The organism is Vibrio satsumensis (genome assembly GCF_050337435.1).
Lineage (GTDB): Bacteria > Pseudomonadota > Gammaproteobacteria > Enterobacterales > Vibrionaceae > Vibrio > Vibrio satsumensis.
Genome location: NZ_JAKJSX010000003.1, coordinates 452,501 through 467,023 on the forward strand (window position 1 = coordinate 452,501; position 14,523 = coordinate 467,023).

Consider the following 14,523-nt stretch of genomic DNA (forward strand, 5'->3'; position numbering starts at 1 on the left):
AGTTATACGAACTCTAACTCCGGATGATGGTACGCTTCGTGACAAACCGTGAGCACATGGTCAATGTCTTGTGGTGTCATGTCGGCATTCACTGAAAATCGGATGATGTTCTTGTTCTTGCCCGTAGCGGGGCGGCAGAACACTGCACCGAACACATCACGCTGTTCAAGGAAATCGCGTACTCGTTCTGTATTCCTCTCATTACCGCACTCCAACGCAACGATTTGAGATTCGCTACGGATGTTAAAGCCAATCCGCTTGAGGCCTGTGGTGAGCGATTTAGCGCGTTCAAATAATGCTTTTCGTTTATCTTCTGCACCTTTAATTACCTCCAAGGTTTTCTCTAAACGAATCACTTCTTGCGGCAACACGGTTGAGCTAAAAATCGCAGGGTATGCGACAAACGGCAAGGTTCTAGATAGTTGCTTAGGGCCAAGGATTGCACCTGCACGATAAGCAAAGGTTTTTGCCAAGCTAACGGTGATGAAGTCGACTTGGTTGGTGAGCCCTAACGCTTGAACTAAGCCTGCACCATTTTCCCCATGTGTTCCCAGTGAATGCGATTCATCAACGATGACGGCACAATCAAACTCTTGCGCCATTTCGTAGATGTCGCGTAACGGAGCAATGGTGCCAATTGTGCTGTAGACCGAGTCGACTACAATCACACCAGAGCCATGACGTTCTAGTTGCTTACGTAAGTGACTCATATTGTTATGCATAAATGGATGGGCGATTGCACCAGCAGCGCGAATACCTTCCCATAGCGACATGTGTGCAAAAAAGTCGATATACACCGGCGTATCTGGCGGACAGATAGTTTGAAGTAACCCAATATTGGCCGCCCAGCCTGATTGAGAAAGCAAACAGCTCTCCATTCCGACATAGTTAGCGAGTTTGGTTTCAAATGCGGGTTTAGACTGATCATCTTGTAAGAAAATGGCAGACATCACCACATTGTCATCGTGCTCACAGATCGCCGCTTGATGGGCGTGTTGGATCTGTTTGTTGTGTGACAGGGCTAAGTAATCATTGCTCTGCATCACAACGGCATTGCGCTGGGGGCGTTTACCCAATACTAAGTGCTTTTGGCTTTGGTTCTGGGTAATCAGGTCTTGAATGTAGAAGTTCAAGCGCTCTTCGATAAAGGAAGGTAGTGGTTTGTTTTTTGTTTTATCACTCATAATAGTTCTCTTCAAATACAGGAAAACGCCAGCGCTGACGGCTGTATATTGACAATAAAAAGTGATGTGTCATTAGCCAAGTTGCATATTTTTGTAGGTGCTTGCAAACTCAGCATTTAAGGGTTTTGAGGTAAGTGGGTTTCCTTACGGTTCGGGGGCTTTAACCGAATCAAGATAGGAATAATAGCCTTCTTTTTTATGACAAAAGGCTATTAAAATTCGGCGTTCGAATGGCTATGAAAAGTCTATTCTGAAAAGTTACGGTCTGTTAGCTGTGAATGTGGATAAGCTCAATTAAAGCATCCAATTGTTGCTTAGCTTCACCGTCTAACGAATACCCAATATTGATACGTAAGCAGTTGCTGTAGAGATCGAGTGTGCTGAAGAGATGTCCGAGCCTGATATCAAGATTCTGTTCAGCTACGGCTTGAGCGAAAAGTGGTTGGTTCAAATTTGGGATTTGCAGCCAAAGTACCATGCCACCTTGTGGGTTACTTATCTTCACGTCTTGAGGAAGATGTTGGGCTAAATAACTGAGGTATTGCTGGCGCAACGAAAGGATCTGAGTGCATCTTCTTCTAACGTGTTTGGCGTATTGGCCAGATTCGATAAAGTCAGCAACCGCAAGCTGAGTCGGTAAGGCAACACCGTAGCTCGCGGCAGAAAATTGAGCCTTGTACTCATCAATGTACCTTCCCGGTAAGCACCAGCCTAAACGGTAACTTGGCGACAGGCTTTTCGATACCGAACCACACCACAGCACGTATCCACCTTTGTCATAGTATTTTGCAGGCAGTGGTGTGTGTGAGGAATATGAGAGCTCTAGATACACGTCGTCTTCAATGATTGGTACTCGATAGTGATTCGCCAATTCAGCCAGTTTTTGTTTTTGACTGGCCGACATATTGATCCCTTGAGGATTCATATGTGAGGTACAAAAGATAGCAGCATCCACACGTTTATTTTTCAGATGTGTTTCCAGTTGTTGTAGGTCGACACCATCATCCAAAGATGGGATCTCAATGATTTGGCGTGACATCTTTCCGAGCAACTCCAGAATGCCGTTGAAACAAGGTGAGCTAATCGCAAGGGTGTCGCCTTCTTTGGTACACGATTCAAGTGCAGCCTTAATCGCCGACATACAACCAGCCGTGATCACCATCTCTTCAGGTGAAAAGTGCACATCGAGCTTGGCAAAGTGAGTGGATAATGCTTGTCGCAACATCGGCTCACCTTGTGTATCTGGGTAATGGTTGAGTCTGCTTCCCATCCGTTTGATTGAACGGCGGAAACTGCGTTCTAGCTCAACAATCGATTGTTCATCATTGGTGGTGCTCGAAACCCCTAAAGGCCCATTGATTGAGTTGTGAGCCGATGACGTTTCTTTAACTCTGGAAACCTTACTCTCAAACTGTGCCCACTCAGGCGTTGAATGAATAGGCTTGTGAGGCGAGACAAAATACCCAGCTTGCGGTCGCGAGTGTATCCAACCCTGCGATTCTAATTCTTGGTAACAGCTCACCACGGTCGACATGCTGATGGCCTGCTGCTTAGCCAATTGACGAAGTGAAGGCATGCGTCCGCCTTCCGGTCTTTTACCTGTTTCTATTTCATCGATAAACTGATTGGCTAGCTTTCTGTAGATGCTCATTATCACGACCGTTATTAACTGTACTGGTTTTTATTGTAAAAATTGTATCTGTACTGGTTTTATTGTTCAAGGGATACTCTTTTAAAACAAAGGAGGGGTCAGTATGAAAAGAAATGATTTGTTGTTAGCGGTATTTGTGATGGCAATTTGGGGATTCAATTTCTCGATGATAAAAATGGGCGTAACCAATGTTCACCCTTTGCTGGCAACGGCTGCGCGTTTCTCGTTAGCGGTTATTCCGGTGATATTTTTTGTGGCAAGACCGAATGTCGCTTGGCGTTATTTAGTCAGTTACGGCTTTGTGTTCGGTGTCGGTATCTGGGGTATGGCTTCATGGTCGATCACTGCTGGGTTATCTTCTGGGCTTTCATCGGTATTACTGTCAACCAACGTATTAATCGGCATGGCAGTTGGCGTATGGGTGTTCAAGGAGAGTGCTTCTATGCGCAAATTAATGGGAGCGATGTTAGCCATGTGTGCCTTAGCAGTATTGGTATCAGCGGCAACAGGTAATGTCACCGTTAACGGCGTGATATTGATTATGATTGCGGCATGTAGCTGGACGCTGATGGGTGTAATTGTTAAAGCTTCAAAAACCACTCAAGCTTTTGCGTTTAACGTGTGGGGAATGTTGTTTGCGCCAGTTCCATTAGTGTTGTTTGCCGTCATGTTACACGGTGACCAAATTATCTGGCAGGGCATAGAACAATGGGATTCGAACACGACGATTGCAGTGCTTTTTCAGGCTTACCCAACTACGCTGTTTGGTTATTGGGTTTGGAACAAATTACTAATCCAATACCCTTTAAGCACTACCGCACCGTTAACCTTGCTCGTGCCAATCTTTGCATTGATCAGTGGTTACTTTATGTATGACGAGGTGCTGTCTGTGGCTCAGGTTGTTGCATCAATACTGTTTCTTGTCGGGATTGGTTTGATTGTGAAACCTGCGAGTGCGGCTCTAACCGATAAGGCAACTAAACTCGTAAAACAGTAATTGCACAATGTTGTTAGAACAATGGGCACTGTTAAGGCATACCTAAACTAAGTTTACTGGTACTTTGAGTTTTGGGTGGAAGATACCTTTGGCGCCCATGTCGACAACGGCATAGTCGTTGACTCCTTCAGTCATTCGGCTATGCGACTGACTGATCTTTAGGGTTTCGAACATTAACTCCTCAAGCTTGGTGTTATATTCTTTAAATTCGCCTTCGGTCAGCCTAAGTTTGGTCGTAATAAAGTAAGCTTGTTTGTTACTTACATCGATATATTGCACGGCCTGTTTTAGAGCATCTATGACTTGGTTTTTGAACATGACGCTAAATCGCGCTTGTTCAGAGAAAGCTATATTGGCAGGTACAATGACATGGAATTTTAAGCCTAATAACATTGTTATTAGTTTTAACTGTTCAAGTTTCCTTAGGTAGATATACAGTGATGGCTCGTTTAAGTCAAAACTGGCCATTAACTGCTGGGCGTTTGCTCCTTCATTGACAATCTCGTGGAAAATCGTAAACAACGGTGGCTCTTTACAGAAGGCTGTGTCTTGCTCATCCGTAAATAATGACACCGAAGCTGAAGCTAATGCTTCTTCTGCTTCTGTGATAATGGCTGATAAAGGAAGCTGAATTAATTTACATATCTTCTGTAACTTCAAAATAGAGAGCGATTGATGGCCGTTCAGCAATCGTTTAATGCTTATTTCGGAAACTTCTGTGAATTCTGAAACTTCTTTATAAGAGATACCCGCCTTTTTTAAATGGCGTTTGATTGTTGTGCAAATTTCGTCGTCAAGTGCGCCCATTACTCTATACCGTCACTATTTTATGCACTTAAGGTAGCACAAAATGTCACTTTTATAATTCTCTTTGAAATATAAGCGATCATTTTTGATACTTCCTTTCGGTAGTAGGTGCTATTTGAGAGGTTAAGATGAATTTAGGGTTAGAGAATATAAATGTTGTTGTCACTGGCGGTTCTAGTGGAATTGGGGCGAAAATAGTTGAAGGCTTTGCTAACGAAGGGGCGAATGTTTGGTTCTGTGGCCGTTCTCAACATCGGATAGATAAGCTGCTTAAACAACTTGGAAAAGCGTCAAAGCAAGTTGTCGGAAAAGTGGTCGATGTCCATGATTTGGCACAAATGAAAGCTTGGATCGAGTCAATTCCGAATATCGATATTTTTGTACCCAATGTAAGTGCACTCTCTGATGAATGGGAAGATGTTCTGCAAAAAGACATTGCAGCCACGCAACAGGGCATTGCGTTAGTTTTACCTAAATTGCTTGAGTCGCGTTGCGCAGCAATCACCTATATTGGGTCGAAAGCGAGTGGATATACAGTTTGTAACGCCAATGCTTATGGAGCAGGGAAGGCCGCGCTAGCCCATTATATGAAATCCTTGTCCTTGACTTACATTCCTAAGGTGAGAGTCAATACTGTTTCGCCTGGAGACACATATATTGCTGATGGTTTATGGGGGCGGTGTAAGCGTGAAGATCCGGACACTTTCCAGAAAGTTATCGATAGAAATCCAATGGGTCGCTTAGCTACCCCTGAAGAAGTAGCCAACGTGGTGACCTTTATTTCTAGTCCTGCTGCGAGTTTTGTCTCGGGAGCTAACTGGTATGTTGATGGTGCATCAACGCCTCATGTGCAATATTAGCTATGTCGGTATAAACTATTCACGCCGATTCGAATTAAATTCTGAAATGATACAAATCTCATATTTAATACTGATCATTTAGTAACCTCTGTTGAGTTCGATATCAAATCAAGTAGCTGATTTTATTGAGTATCGGAGAAAAGTCTCAAAATTTATTATTTATATCGTTAAAGTTTTTAATTCTTATTTATTGTCTTGTTTTGGAGTTTAATTCTGATTGGTGGCTTGGGAATAGATGTTTTTTAGCTATATATGTAAATTTACAAGCGCGTTATCTTTCTGATTTGAAAGAATAATTAAATAGTTGAGATAAAAAAGTTGGCGAAAATCAGAAGCTTGGCATACACTTTCCTTGTAAACGGCCTTATCTTATTGATTGGATAGGGTAAATGCTTTGGCGCTACTGGCGATGGTAGCAATGTATAACATAGCTTTGAGGAAAGTTTTATGGCACTCACGAAGGCCGATTTGGCTGAGAACCTGTTTGAGACACTCGGATACAGCAAGCGGGATGCCAAGGAAACGGTTGAAGTGTTTTTCGAAGAGGTTCGTAAGGCACTTGAAAATGGCGAACAGGTAAAACTGTCTGGTTTTGGTAATTTTGATCTTCGCGAGAAAAACGAGCGACCTGGTCGTAACCCGAAAACTGGTGAAGACATTCCAATTTCTGCTCGACGTGTTGTTACTTTTAGACCGGGACAAAAACTAAAGGCCCGTGTCGAAAATATTAAAATCGAGAAGTAGCCAAGCAATAGACCACGCCTAGCGTGGTCTTTTTGTTTGTATCACCGTATTTATTCTTGCCACTCGTTTTCAATCTTTTTATCTTCTCGCACAATCTCTAATCATCGTTCAGTTCTCCTGAACGGTAGTTAATTCTAATTGAATTTAAATACACCGCTCTATTTGCTGTAATGTCACTCTCCGCATGTACTGACGAAAACACTGCAACGGTGGAAAAGGTTTCGCCAAAACTGACAATACAAAGTGACAAAACAGTACCTTACATACCAAGCTTGACGGCAGGAGAAAAGCTCGTTAACAACCTATGTAGCCAGTGTCACGGTGATAAGATCATCCCTTTCGTGCAGTCTTACCCGAATATTAAGGGGCAGAAATCCAGCTACATCCTTAAACAATTGCGTGATTTTAAAAGTGATGTACGTCAGGACTTATACATGCAGTCAGTCGTGAAGTCTCTATCTGATAAGGATTTACAGGATGTCGCTGTTTTCTATAGCACCTTAAAGCGGTTGGACTTGTATGAACGCTCTCAGGAGTACTATCACAAATAGCGTTCGCTTATGATTGATAAGAGATACGCTGAAATTAAAAAGGGCTGCGAGAGCAGCCCTTGTTCGTTTTTGTTTTGTAGTAGCGGTAAGGTTCGCGTTAAGCCGCTTTGATGTGCGTGGTAATGTAAGGTTGCCATGCTTGTTGGTAAAGCTCTAAAGATTGGCGTCTTAGGCTATTGATTTGCGCCGCTTCGATATCGTTGATTGGGCGATGTTCTGCAATTGCGTGACGTTCAATACCTTGGATAATTTCGTACAGCTCGTGTTCAGGGCCACTTTTCACATCAGCAATCGCTTTTAAGTGAAGTTGAACCTCTGCAATGATGTTGGTTTTAGGCAAGCGAACCAACAAGTTAAGGTCACGGTAACCAGAGTCAGCTGGCGATTTAAACTTGTTTTTCAGCTTAACAACGTCTGCTTCACGGCTTAGCGCTTCGTAAACTTCAACCAAGCTCTCGACATCGTTCGCGATGATAGTTGCACGGGCTAAGTCGGTAATTTTTGTTACGTCACCATCAAGCTCAAGAGCGATTTTTTCTTCTGCACGAGCTTGAGATTTAACGCCAGCAAAGAGCGCTTCAGAATTGGTGAGTAGGGCAGTACTTTTACAGATAGTTTCTAGTTCAGCTTGGCCTTGATGCGCTTTGCTGTACAGAATATCGAAGTCGGTATAAGGCTGAGTCGGGCGTGAGTCGAATGCTTTTATGCCATACAAGCCGCTTAGGCTATGGCGGAATACATTTGATGAAACTTGGTTTTGCGATGACGCTGTGCGTGATTGATCAGTTGAACTTGTTGAAACAGGTGCTGCTGCGAATGCAGGCGCTCGACTCAATACTAGAAGCATTAGGGCCGTCGTACGGAGAAATACACTCATTCAAACTCCAAAATACAAGGTTACAAAAAACGGGTAGTCAAAAGGGGTAACCAGTAACGCATAAGAGTAAAAACAGCTTAACTAAACTCACTACATATTAAATGGGGCTAGCTAAGACAGAAACCAACTCTAACGTTTAATATTGCTTTAAAATGTGAACATATAGACAAATAATTCAAGCGTTGGTTCCGCAATTTTAAGAACTTTGAACTTAGCCAGTTTCTGATTCTGCCGAAACCAATTTGGTACTTTAAACCAAGCTAAGGTTGCTCTTACCTCTCTATACTGTACCCTTGCATTATGACTGTTTAACATGAACGAAAGATGAATAATCCTGAATTTTGGCACAATAAATGGGCAGCCAACCAAATTGGTTTCCACCTCGAAGATGTAAACCCACTTCTGATTAAATTTTGGGAAAAGACTGAGACTAGCTACGAGAAGAGTGTGTTTGTTCCACTTTGTGGCAAAAGTGAAGATCTGATTTGGCTAGCTTCAAAGCATGAAGATGTTCAAGGTGTCGAGTTAAGCCAGATTGCGGTTCGCGCATTTTTTGCAGAGCACCTTTACACGCCGACTGTGACTCAAATTAGCGGTCAGCACGAGCTGTATCAATTTGATGAACTGAACATCTATACAGGCGATTACTTCACTGCACCTATCCAGCCTGTTGATACCATTTATGATCGCGCGTCTTTGGTCGCACTGCCTGAAGAGATGCGAGTGCAGTACGTAGAGCGTTTAAAACAACTGCTGAAACCGGGTGGAAAGATCCTTCTGGTCACTCTGGATTATGACCAAAGTGAGATGGCAGGGCCTCCGTTTAGCGTACCTAAACTAGAGATCGATCAGTTGTTCTCTGGGTACAAAATCACATTGTTGAATCAAGATATTGCGGACGATGAACATCCGAAGATTGTTAAGAAAGGTTTGTCTCGCTTCTGTGAAGAAGTGTATTTGATTGAGTCAGACGCTTAAGTTCAGTCTGCTTAGTTAAGCCAACAGATAACACCAATAAAAAAGACGGGCTCGATAGCCCGTCTTTTTTTATTGTTCAGATTTGAACTCGTGATTGTTCAGAATTGAATGGCAGGTTAGTAAATCACTTTTACTTTTGACGCGCTCTCAATTGCATCTTCAATCGCTGTCTCAGTGCTGTTGCGACGAGTAAGCGCCACACCTAGGCGGCGGCGACCATCGATATCAGGCTTACCAAACAAGCGAATTTGCGTTTGTGGTGCGTCTAGCGCCTCTGTAAGACCTTCAAAACGAATGTTAGTTGAAGTGCCTTGGCCTAGAATAACCGCTGATGCACAAGGGCCGTATTGCGTGATTGATTTGATCGGCATACCAGTAAAGGCACGTACGTGCAGTGCGAATTCCGATGAGTCTTGAGACATCAATGTCACTAAACCAGTATCGTGTGGGCGAGGGGATACTTCGTTGAAGATCACATGGTCGCCTTTAACAAACAACTCAACACCAAAGATACCATGACCACCTAGAGCATTAACCACTTGTCCAGCCGTGTATTGTGCGGCTTTAAGCGCGTTGTCTGACATAACCTGAGGCTGCCATGATTCGCGGTAGTCTCCGTCTTCTTGGCGGTGGCCGATAGGTGCACAGAAATGAACACCGTCGACTGCACGAACAGTGAGAAGAGTGATCTCGTAATCAAAGTCGATGAAGCCTTCAACGATTACACGCCCAGCGCCAGTGCGACCGCCTTCTTGTGCATAGTCCCACGACTTTTGGATGTCTTCTTCGGTTTTGATAACGCTCTGGCCTTTGCCTGAAGAACTCATTACTGGTTTAACAACACAAGGCATGCCGACAAATTCAACCGCGGCAGCGAAGTCTTCAAAGGTGTCTGCAAAGCGGTAAGGAGAAGTGCTCAGTTTTAGCTCTTCTGCGGCTAGGCGACGGATACCTTCTCGGTTCATCGTTAGCTTAGTTGCGTTAGCTGTTGGAACGACATTCAAGCCTTGCGCTTCTAGCTCTACCAATTTGCTGGTGGCAATAGCTTCAATTTCAGGAACCACATAATCTGGCTTTTCTAGTTCAATGATGGCTTGAAGTGCATCGCCGTCTAACATGTCTAATACATGGCTACGATGCGCAACTTGCATCGCTGGTGCGTCTGCATAACGGTCACAAGCAATAACTTCCAAACCTAAACGTTGGCACTCGATAGCAACTTCTTTGCCGAGTTCACCTGAACCTAATAGAAGTACACGAGTAGCATTTTCACGAGTAGCAGTACCAAACATAGAAATTCCTTCCGATCTTTTGAACGATTGATTGAAAACGGGGAGATCATACTTATTTTAACGATAAAAGCAAACGTTTGCGCGAGCTGTTTCGTTAATTGCAGGGATAAAAAAAGCAGCCCCGTTAAATGGGGCTGCTTATTTAAATTTTTGTTAATTAGATGTGCTTAGATTGCTAAGTAAGTCACTGGAATGTCTGGATTAATCGCTTCTAATGTAGATTGCGTATCCGCAAGGTGGCTGATGCTACCTTCTGCGATTTCAACCAAAGCAGCACTTTCAATTTGTTCAAAATCGAAGCCAGCCAGTTTAAGTTGAATCAACGCCACTTGCAGAGGGGGTAGGCTCGGGTTAAACGCGGCATTTTCTGCATAAGCACCCGTGAAGATCTCACCTGACGTCAGTTGTAGTGAAACACCACTTAGGTTTTTGGTGTAAGGAGCATGGCTGCGGTTTAGTGCTGCTAGCGCTTCCACAACAATAGGCGTTGTTTCTTCGGTCGTGTATTTATGATCAAGCTTCGTCATTAGGCCAGTTGTCACACCTAAATCAGCAGGGCCGAATGAGTCTGGCAGGTACTCTTGAAGAGACATTTCATCACGTTGTGGAAGCTGAACTTTAAGTTCTTTTGCTGTTGTCAGTTCGTTCATGAATTGACGACAGTGACCACAAGGACTGAAGTTGATCGTGATATCTGAGATACCTTGTTCGCCTTTCATCCAAGCGTGGCTGATTGCAGATTGCTCTGCGTGTACTGTTTGGCCAAGTTGAGCACCAGCGATTTCAAGGTTTGCACCAAAATACAGAGTACCGGTCAAACCGCGCACGATTGCACCAACATAAAAGTCAGATAACGGAGCGTAAGAATACGCTGCGGCAAAAGGAAGTAGTGCAATACGTAACTCGTCATCCGCTAAACCACTTGCTTGCAGTAAGCTAGCAAATTGTTCTGGAGACAATGTCGCGTCAAAGTTGTCTGCTAATACGATGTCACTCAAAAGTGCTTTGATTGCTGTTGGAGCACTTTCCAGCGCCAGGGTAATACGACTGTTCATGTTGAATCCTTAATTGACCTTAGGCTTTAATTCTATGCAATGCTCAGGAATTTTCTGTGATATCGATCACTACTGTGCTGTTGTTGTTACATTGGTTTGCATAATTAGAGTGAGGTCACAGATGAAATCGATTGCAAGAGCAAAAACTACCATTGATATCCCACTTATTGGCGCTAAACAGAGCGCGATTTGTCTGCTATTGCTGACTAAATGCGAAAAAAAGCCCAAGCCAACACTGAAATAATCAGAGTTCTGCTTGGGCTAATTGGATATTTGTCACGCTTTAAACCACTAGCTATATCTATCAGGTAACCAATGAACAATCAGCGTTTAAACTGCACTCACGGTGGTTAAGAATAAAACCAAACTACAAGCGAAAATATACTCGGTGCGATGATTGAGGTAATGACGCCACAAAGTACAAGAGCCAAAGAACTGAATGCAGCATCTTCCTGATTCTTTTCAGCACAGGTTGCAGTGCCTAAAGCGTGAGACACAGTACCCATGGTTAAACCACGGGCGATAGGGCTCTTAATACCAATGAGATTGTAGATTGGATAAGCAAAAATTGCCCCAAACAGACCAACAATCAATACCAGTATTGCCGCAATCGCTGCTTCACCACCTAAATGGCTTGATACTTCCATCGCAATTGGCGTGGTGACTGATTTGCCTAACAAACTCGCGATCAAAGTTAAGTCCGCTTTAAAAGCCACTGCGATTAATGCCGTTGTTGTCATCGACATTACACTGCCTAGCGTGCAAGCAAAGGTAATGATGCGCCAGTTGGCTCTGATTTGAGGTAGCTGTTCATAAAGCGGGTAGGCAAGTGCAACAACCGCAGGCTGAAGCATGTAGGTAATCCAGGTGTTATCAGCATAGTAAGTCTCAAACGGTACTTTGAAGAACGTGAGAATCGGAATGATTATACCAATGCTGATAAGCAGCGGGTTACACAGCGGCGAGTTTACTTTTTGGCTTACCCAGCGAGCAAACAGGAATACCACGATGGTGAGTAGAATCCACATGATCAATTACCTCTCGAAAGCAAGCGGTCTAAGAACCATGATAAGGACACCAACACCAGTAATGTGCCACCAACGGCGCTCGCCATAATTGGCAATGCGTTCGCGATGAGCATGTCGAAGTGATCCATCAACCCGACACTGATCGGAACAAATAGTAAGATCATTAGGCGGATAATCAAGCTTGCACCGGGCTGTACCCAGTGCGAAGGAACAATACCAATCACCATGGCGGCAAACAGAATCAACATGCCAAAAATACTGCCTGGGATTGAGGTATCCAAAAAGTGCTGTAACGCATTACCTGCTGTAAGAGCACCTATGATTAAGGTGAAGGAGATTAAGCAGTAAACCAGTTGGATCAATCTTTCTTTCAAAGTGTTACGTCTCTTGATAATGGAATTAGCTAGCTAACTTTTCTACGTATTGATAAACCGCTTTCAAGATAGCCATTTTCTTCTCGTCGCTTTCATGTTCGTGCGCGAGGTTTTCAAGGTTGAGCATGTACTCTTCTAAACGGCTCTCATAAAATTCACGACAATGGTTCGCCCATTTCAATTGTTCAGCTTCGTCGAGCGTCCATGGGAAATTTCGAGCACGGTAACGGAACAGTAGCGGTTTAATACGTTCGTCACTGAAGGTGATATCCAAAGCTGCTAAGTTATTTGGGTCAGTTTCGCGAATGATGTTCATTGCTGTTTTATCAGCAGGTGAAAAGAAACCGTCGTAAAGGTGTGTATCAACATCATCACTCTTCTCGTACTCACGCTCTTGCGAGTAGAGGCCGATCAGTTTTTCGCGGATCTCTGGGTGTTCACGAAGCAGTGCTAGGTTCTTTAAGCATTGTTGGCGATCGATACCGATGGTTTCGGCATTTTCAGCCGTCAGTGTTTTGGCTGGCGCAAGAATAGGGCACTTGTTCAGTTGGACCAATTTGATTGGTACGGGTAGCTCGTCTTCACCCAGTTCACTGCGTTTGGTGTAGAGCCTGTCTCTGAGTTCATCAGCATCCAGTTCTAATAACGGGCTTGGATCTTTAGCTAAATCAACCACGATAACGGCATTCTGATTGGTTGGGTGCCACGCCATAGGCACAACCCAACTTGTGTAGTTGCAGTCTCGGCCAAACATGCCTGAAACGTGCATCAATGGTGTCATGTTTACGATATCAACCAGGTCATTCAGCTTACGCTTATGACGCATGTTGTAGAGGTAATCGAACATCTTAGGTTGTGCTGCTTTCAGCTTCTTCGCTAACTCGATGGTCGCAATAACATCGGCCATTGCATCGTGCGCGTTCTCATGTTCAATGCCGTTTGCCACAGATAGGTGTTCCAGTTTGAAGCTTGGATAACCTTCTTCGTTCTCTGGCCAAACAATGCCTTCAGGACGCAGTGCGTGAACAGCGCGCATTACATCTAACAGATCCCAACGTGAGTTGCCGTTCTGCCAGCTCCACGCATATGGGTCAATGAAGTTTCGGTAACAGGTGTAACGCGTTACTTCGTCATCGAATCGAATACTGTTGTAGCCAAGGCTTGTGGTGTTTGGTTTGGCCAACTCAGCATGGATCTTAGCGATAAACTCTGGCTCAGGAAGACCTTGTGAGGCAGCCTTCTGTGGTGTGATACGGGTGATCAGTGCTGCTTCAGGTGCAGGGAGGTAATCAGCAGGAGGTTGGCAATAGATAACCAGAGGCTCTCCAATAACATTGAAATCTTGGTCGGTACGAACACCCGCAAACTGACTCGGACGGTCTTTTGCTGGGCTAACGCCCCACGTTTCGTAATCGAAAAAGAAGTAGGTCGGCTGATTATCTGAACTCATTGAAATTCCTGAACAGCAAGCGCAGAACGTTTACTGTGGCTGAAGGTTAGTTTTGTTCAGTATCTGATAGTATGCGGTACGCGTGCAACCCAGATCACAAATAAATTGCAGGAAAGTGCTGCATTCCTATTCAATCAGACCGCTATCGGGGGAATGGAGCCTTAGATTGATTATTTCTTGGCAAGATGAACTAACAAAGTGCTGCGGTTAAAGTACTCGAAGCGGACACAATTTGGAGAGGCGAGTAAGCTCTGGACAGCCAAAGCGCTCTGAGTCTAGCAATGAGTGTGTTACCGCTTGTATTTACCTTACATCAAGCTTTCAATGTCACGCGCTTTTCTGCATTCAACGCTCGTGAGAAATGAAACTGAATAGGTCATTAGAGCAAATCACAGAATCAGTCATTAATATCAAATTATTCTTCTTTTTGGACGTTATTTAATAGTCTTAATCACCGTAATAAATAATGATTTGATATGTCTTATTTTTAATACACTATCAATAGTGAGGTTAAATAATTAACCCCTGGCCAGTTATTATTTCAATTTTATTACAAGGTTAAGGTTTCTCCAGTTTGTTTCAAATTTGAGACTATATTGCAACATGCTGATCTATATATTTCGTTTTTTAGTCTGACTTCAAATTTATCTCGTATTGTATTTTTAATATGTTCTA

General features: G+C 43.7%; 14 protein-coding genes. 5 read left to right on the top strand and 9 right to left on the bottom strand.

Going from position 1 to position 14,523, the window contains the following annotated elements; translation table 11 throughout:
• Window positions 1–2: 2 nt before the first annotated feature.
• Entirely contained in the window at window positions 3–1,184 is a 1,182-nt protein-coding gene (gene cqsA, locus L4C44_RS02150) for an alpha-hydroxyketone-type quorum-sensing autoinducer synthase (RefSeq protein ID WP_428804260.1), read from the bottom strand.
• A 268-nt stretch (window positions 1,185–1,452) separates the two neighbouring features.
• Complete coding sequence (locus tag L4C44_RS02155; RefSeq protein WP_428804261.1) at window positions 1,453–2,835, bottom strand: aminotransferase-like domain-containing protein; 1,383 nt, start codon at window positions 2,833–2,835, stop codon at window positions 1,453–1,455.
• Between the two features lie 103 nt (window positions 2,836–2,938).
• Here L4C44_RS02155 and L4C44_RS02160 point away from each other — a divergent pair, with 103 nt between their 5' ends.
• Window positions 2,939–3,832 carry an EamA family transporter gene (locus tag L4C44_RS02160; protein WP_428804262.1) on the top strand — a complete coding sequence of 298 codons (894 nt, stop codon included), beginning with the start codon at window positions 2,939–2,941 and terminating at the stop codon, window positions 3,830–3,832.
• 42 nt (window positions 3,833–3,874) lie between these two features.
• Here L4C44_RS02160 and L4C44_RS02165 read toward each other — a convergent pair whose 3' ends face one another.
• A complete protein-coding gene (locus L4C44_RS02165; RefSeq protein ID WP_239717911.1) occupies window positions 3,875–4,639 on the bottom strand; it encodes a helix-turn-helix domain-containing protein in 765 nt (254 codons plus the stop codon).
• Window positions 4,640–4,767: 128 nt separating this feature from the next.
• On the opposite strand from L4C44_RS02165, the gene L4C44_RS02170 reads away from it, so the two are divergent.
• The 3 genes from L4C44_RS02170 (at window position 4,768) to L4C44_RS02180 (ending at window position 6,794) form a co-directional block, all read left to right on the top strand.
• Window positions 4,768–5,499, top strand: a complete 732-nt coding sequence (locus tag L4C44_RS02170) for an SDR family NAD(P)-dependent oxidoreductase (protein WP_146491241.1) — start codon at window positions 4,768–4,770, stop codon at window positions 5,497–5,499.
• A 447-nt stretch (window positions 5,500–5,946) separates the two neighbouring features.
• On the top strand, window positions 5,947–6,243 hold the full coding sequence (gene ihfA / locus L4C44_RS02175; RefSeq protein ID WP_004734853.1) for an integration host factor subunit alpha: 297 nt from the start codon (window positions 5,947–5,949) through the stop codon (window positions 6,241–6,243).
• A 170-nt stretch (window positions 6,244–6,413) separates the two neighbouring features.
• Window positions 6,414–6,794: a c-type cytochrome gene (locus tag L4C44_RS02180; protein ID WP_371714800.1), complete on the top strand. Its 381-nt coding sequence runs from the start codon at window positions 6,414–6,416 to the stop codon at window positions 6,792–6,794.
• Window positions 6,795–6,891: 97 nt separating this feature from the next.
• Here L4C44_RS02180 and L4C44_RS02185 read toward each other — a convergent pair whose 3' ends face one another.
• Entirely contained in the window at window positions 6,892–7,671 is a 780-nt protein-coding gene (locus tag L4C44_RS02185; protein ID WP_012604146.1) for a RelA/SpoT domain-containing protein, read from the bottom strand.
• 324 nt (window positions 7,672–7,995) lie between these two features.
• On the opposite strand from L4C44_RS02185, the gene L4C44_RS02190 reads away from it, so the two are divergent.
• Entirely contained in the window at window positions 7,996–8,649 is a 654-nt protein-coding gene (locus tag L4C44_RS02190; RefSeq protein ID WP_146491239.1) for a thiopurine S-methyltransferase, read from the top strand.
• A gap of 116 nt (window positions 8,650–8,765) precedes the next feature.
• On the opposite strand, the gene purT is transcribed toward L4C44_RS02190, so the two are convergent.
• From purT to sbcB, 5 genes are all read right to left on the bottom strand, one after another.
• Entirely contained in the window at window positions 8,766–9,941 is a 1,176-nt protein-coding gene (purT, locus tag L4C44_RS02195) for a formate-dependent phosphoribosylglycinamide formyltransferase (protein ID WP_428804263.1), read from the bottom strand.
• Window positions 9,942–10,108: 167 nt separating this feature from the next.
• Window positions 10,109–10,996: a cytidine deaminase gene (cdd, locus tag L4C44_RS02200; protein WP_428804264.1), complete on the bottom strand. Its 888-nt coding sequence runs from the start codon at window positions 10,994–10,996 to the stop codon at window positions 10,109–10,111.
• A 350-nt stretch (window positions 10,997–11,346) separates the two neighbouring features.
• Window positions 11,347–12,024, bottom strand: a complete 678-nt coding sequence (locus L4C44_RS02205) for an LrgB family protein (protein WP_004734865.1) — start codon at window positions 12,022–12,024, stop codon at window positions 11,347–11,349.
• A gap of 2 nt (window positions 12,025–12,026) precedes the next feature.
• Entirely contained in the window at window positions 12,027–12,398 is a 372-nt protein-coding gene (locus L4C44_RS02210; RefSeq protein WP_004734867.1) for a CidA/LrgA family protein, read from the bottom strand.
• A gap of 25 nt (window positions 12,399–12,423) precedes the next feature.
• Entirely contained in the window at window positions 12,424–13,848 is a 1,425-nt protein-coding gene (gene sbcB, locus L4C44_RS02215; protein WP_146491237.1) for an exodeoxyribonuclease I, read from the bottom strand.
• Window positions 13,849–14,523: the final 675 nt, after the last annotated feature.

Coding starts and splice junctions, on each gene's coding strand:
- cqsA (WP_428804260.1), bottom strand. CDS start 1,184: ATGAGTGATAAAACAAAAAACAAACCACTACCTTCCTTTATCGAAGAG.
- L4C44_RS02155 (WP_428804261.1), bottom strand. CDS start 2,835: ATGAGCATCTACAGAAAGCTAGCCAATCAGTTTATCGATGAAATAGAA.
- L4C44_RS02160 (WP_428804262.1), top strand. CDS start 2,939: ATGAAAAGAAATGATTTGTTGTTAGCGGTATTTGTGATGGCAATTTGG.
- L4C44_RS02165 (WP_239717911.1), bottom strand. CDS start 4,639: ATGGGCGCACTTGACGACGAAATTTGCACAACAATCAAACGCCATTTA.
- L4C44_RS02170 (WP_146491241.1), top strand. CDS start 4,768: ATGAATTTAGGGTTAGAGAATATAAATGTTGTTGTCACTGGCGGTTCT.
- ihfA (WP_004734853.1), top strand. CDS start 5,947: ATGGCACTCACGAAGGCCGATTTGGCTGAGAACCTGTTTGAGACACTC.
- L4C44_RS02180 (WP_371714800.1), top strand. CDS start 6,414: ATGTCACTCTCCGCATGTACTGACGAAAACACTGCAACGGTGGAAAAG.
- L4C44_RS02185 (WP_012604146.1), bottom strand. CDS start 7,671: ATGAGTGTATTTCTCCGTACGACGGCCCTAATGCTTCTAGTATTGAGT.
- L4C44_RS02190 (WP_146491239.1), top strand. CDS start 7,996: ATGAATAATCCTGAATTTTGGCACAATAAATGGGCAGCCAACCAAATT.
- purT (WP_428804263.1), bottom strand. CDS start 9,941: ATGTTTGGTACTGCTACTCGTGAAAATGCTACTCGTGTACTTCTATTA.
- cdd (WP_428804264.1), bottom strand. CDS start 10,996: ATGAACAGTCGTATTACCCTGGCGCTGGAAAGTGCTCCAACAGCAATC.
- L4C44_RS02205 (WP_004734865.1), bottom strand. CDS start 12,024: ATGTGGATTCTACTCACCATCGTGGTATTCCTGTTTGCTCGCTGGGTA.
- sbcB (WP_146491237.1), bottom strand. CDS start 13,848: ATGAGTTCAGATAATCAGCCGACCTACTTCTTTTTCGATTACGAAACG.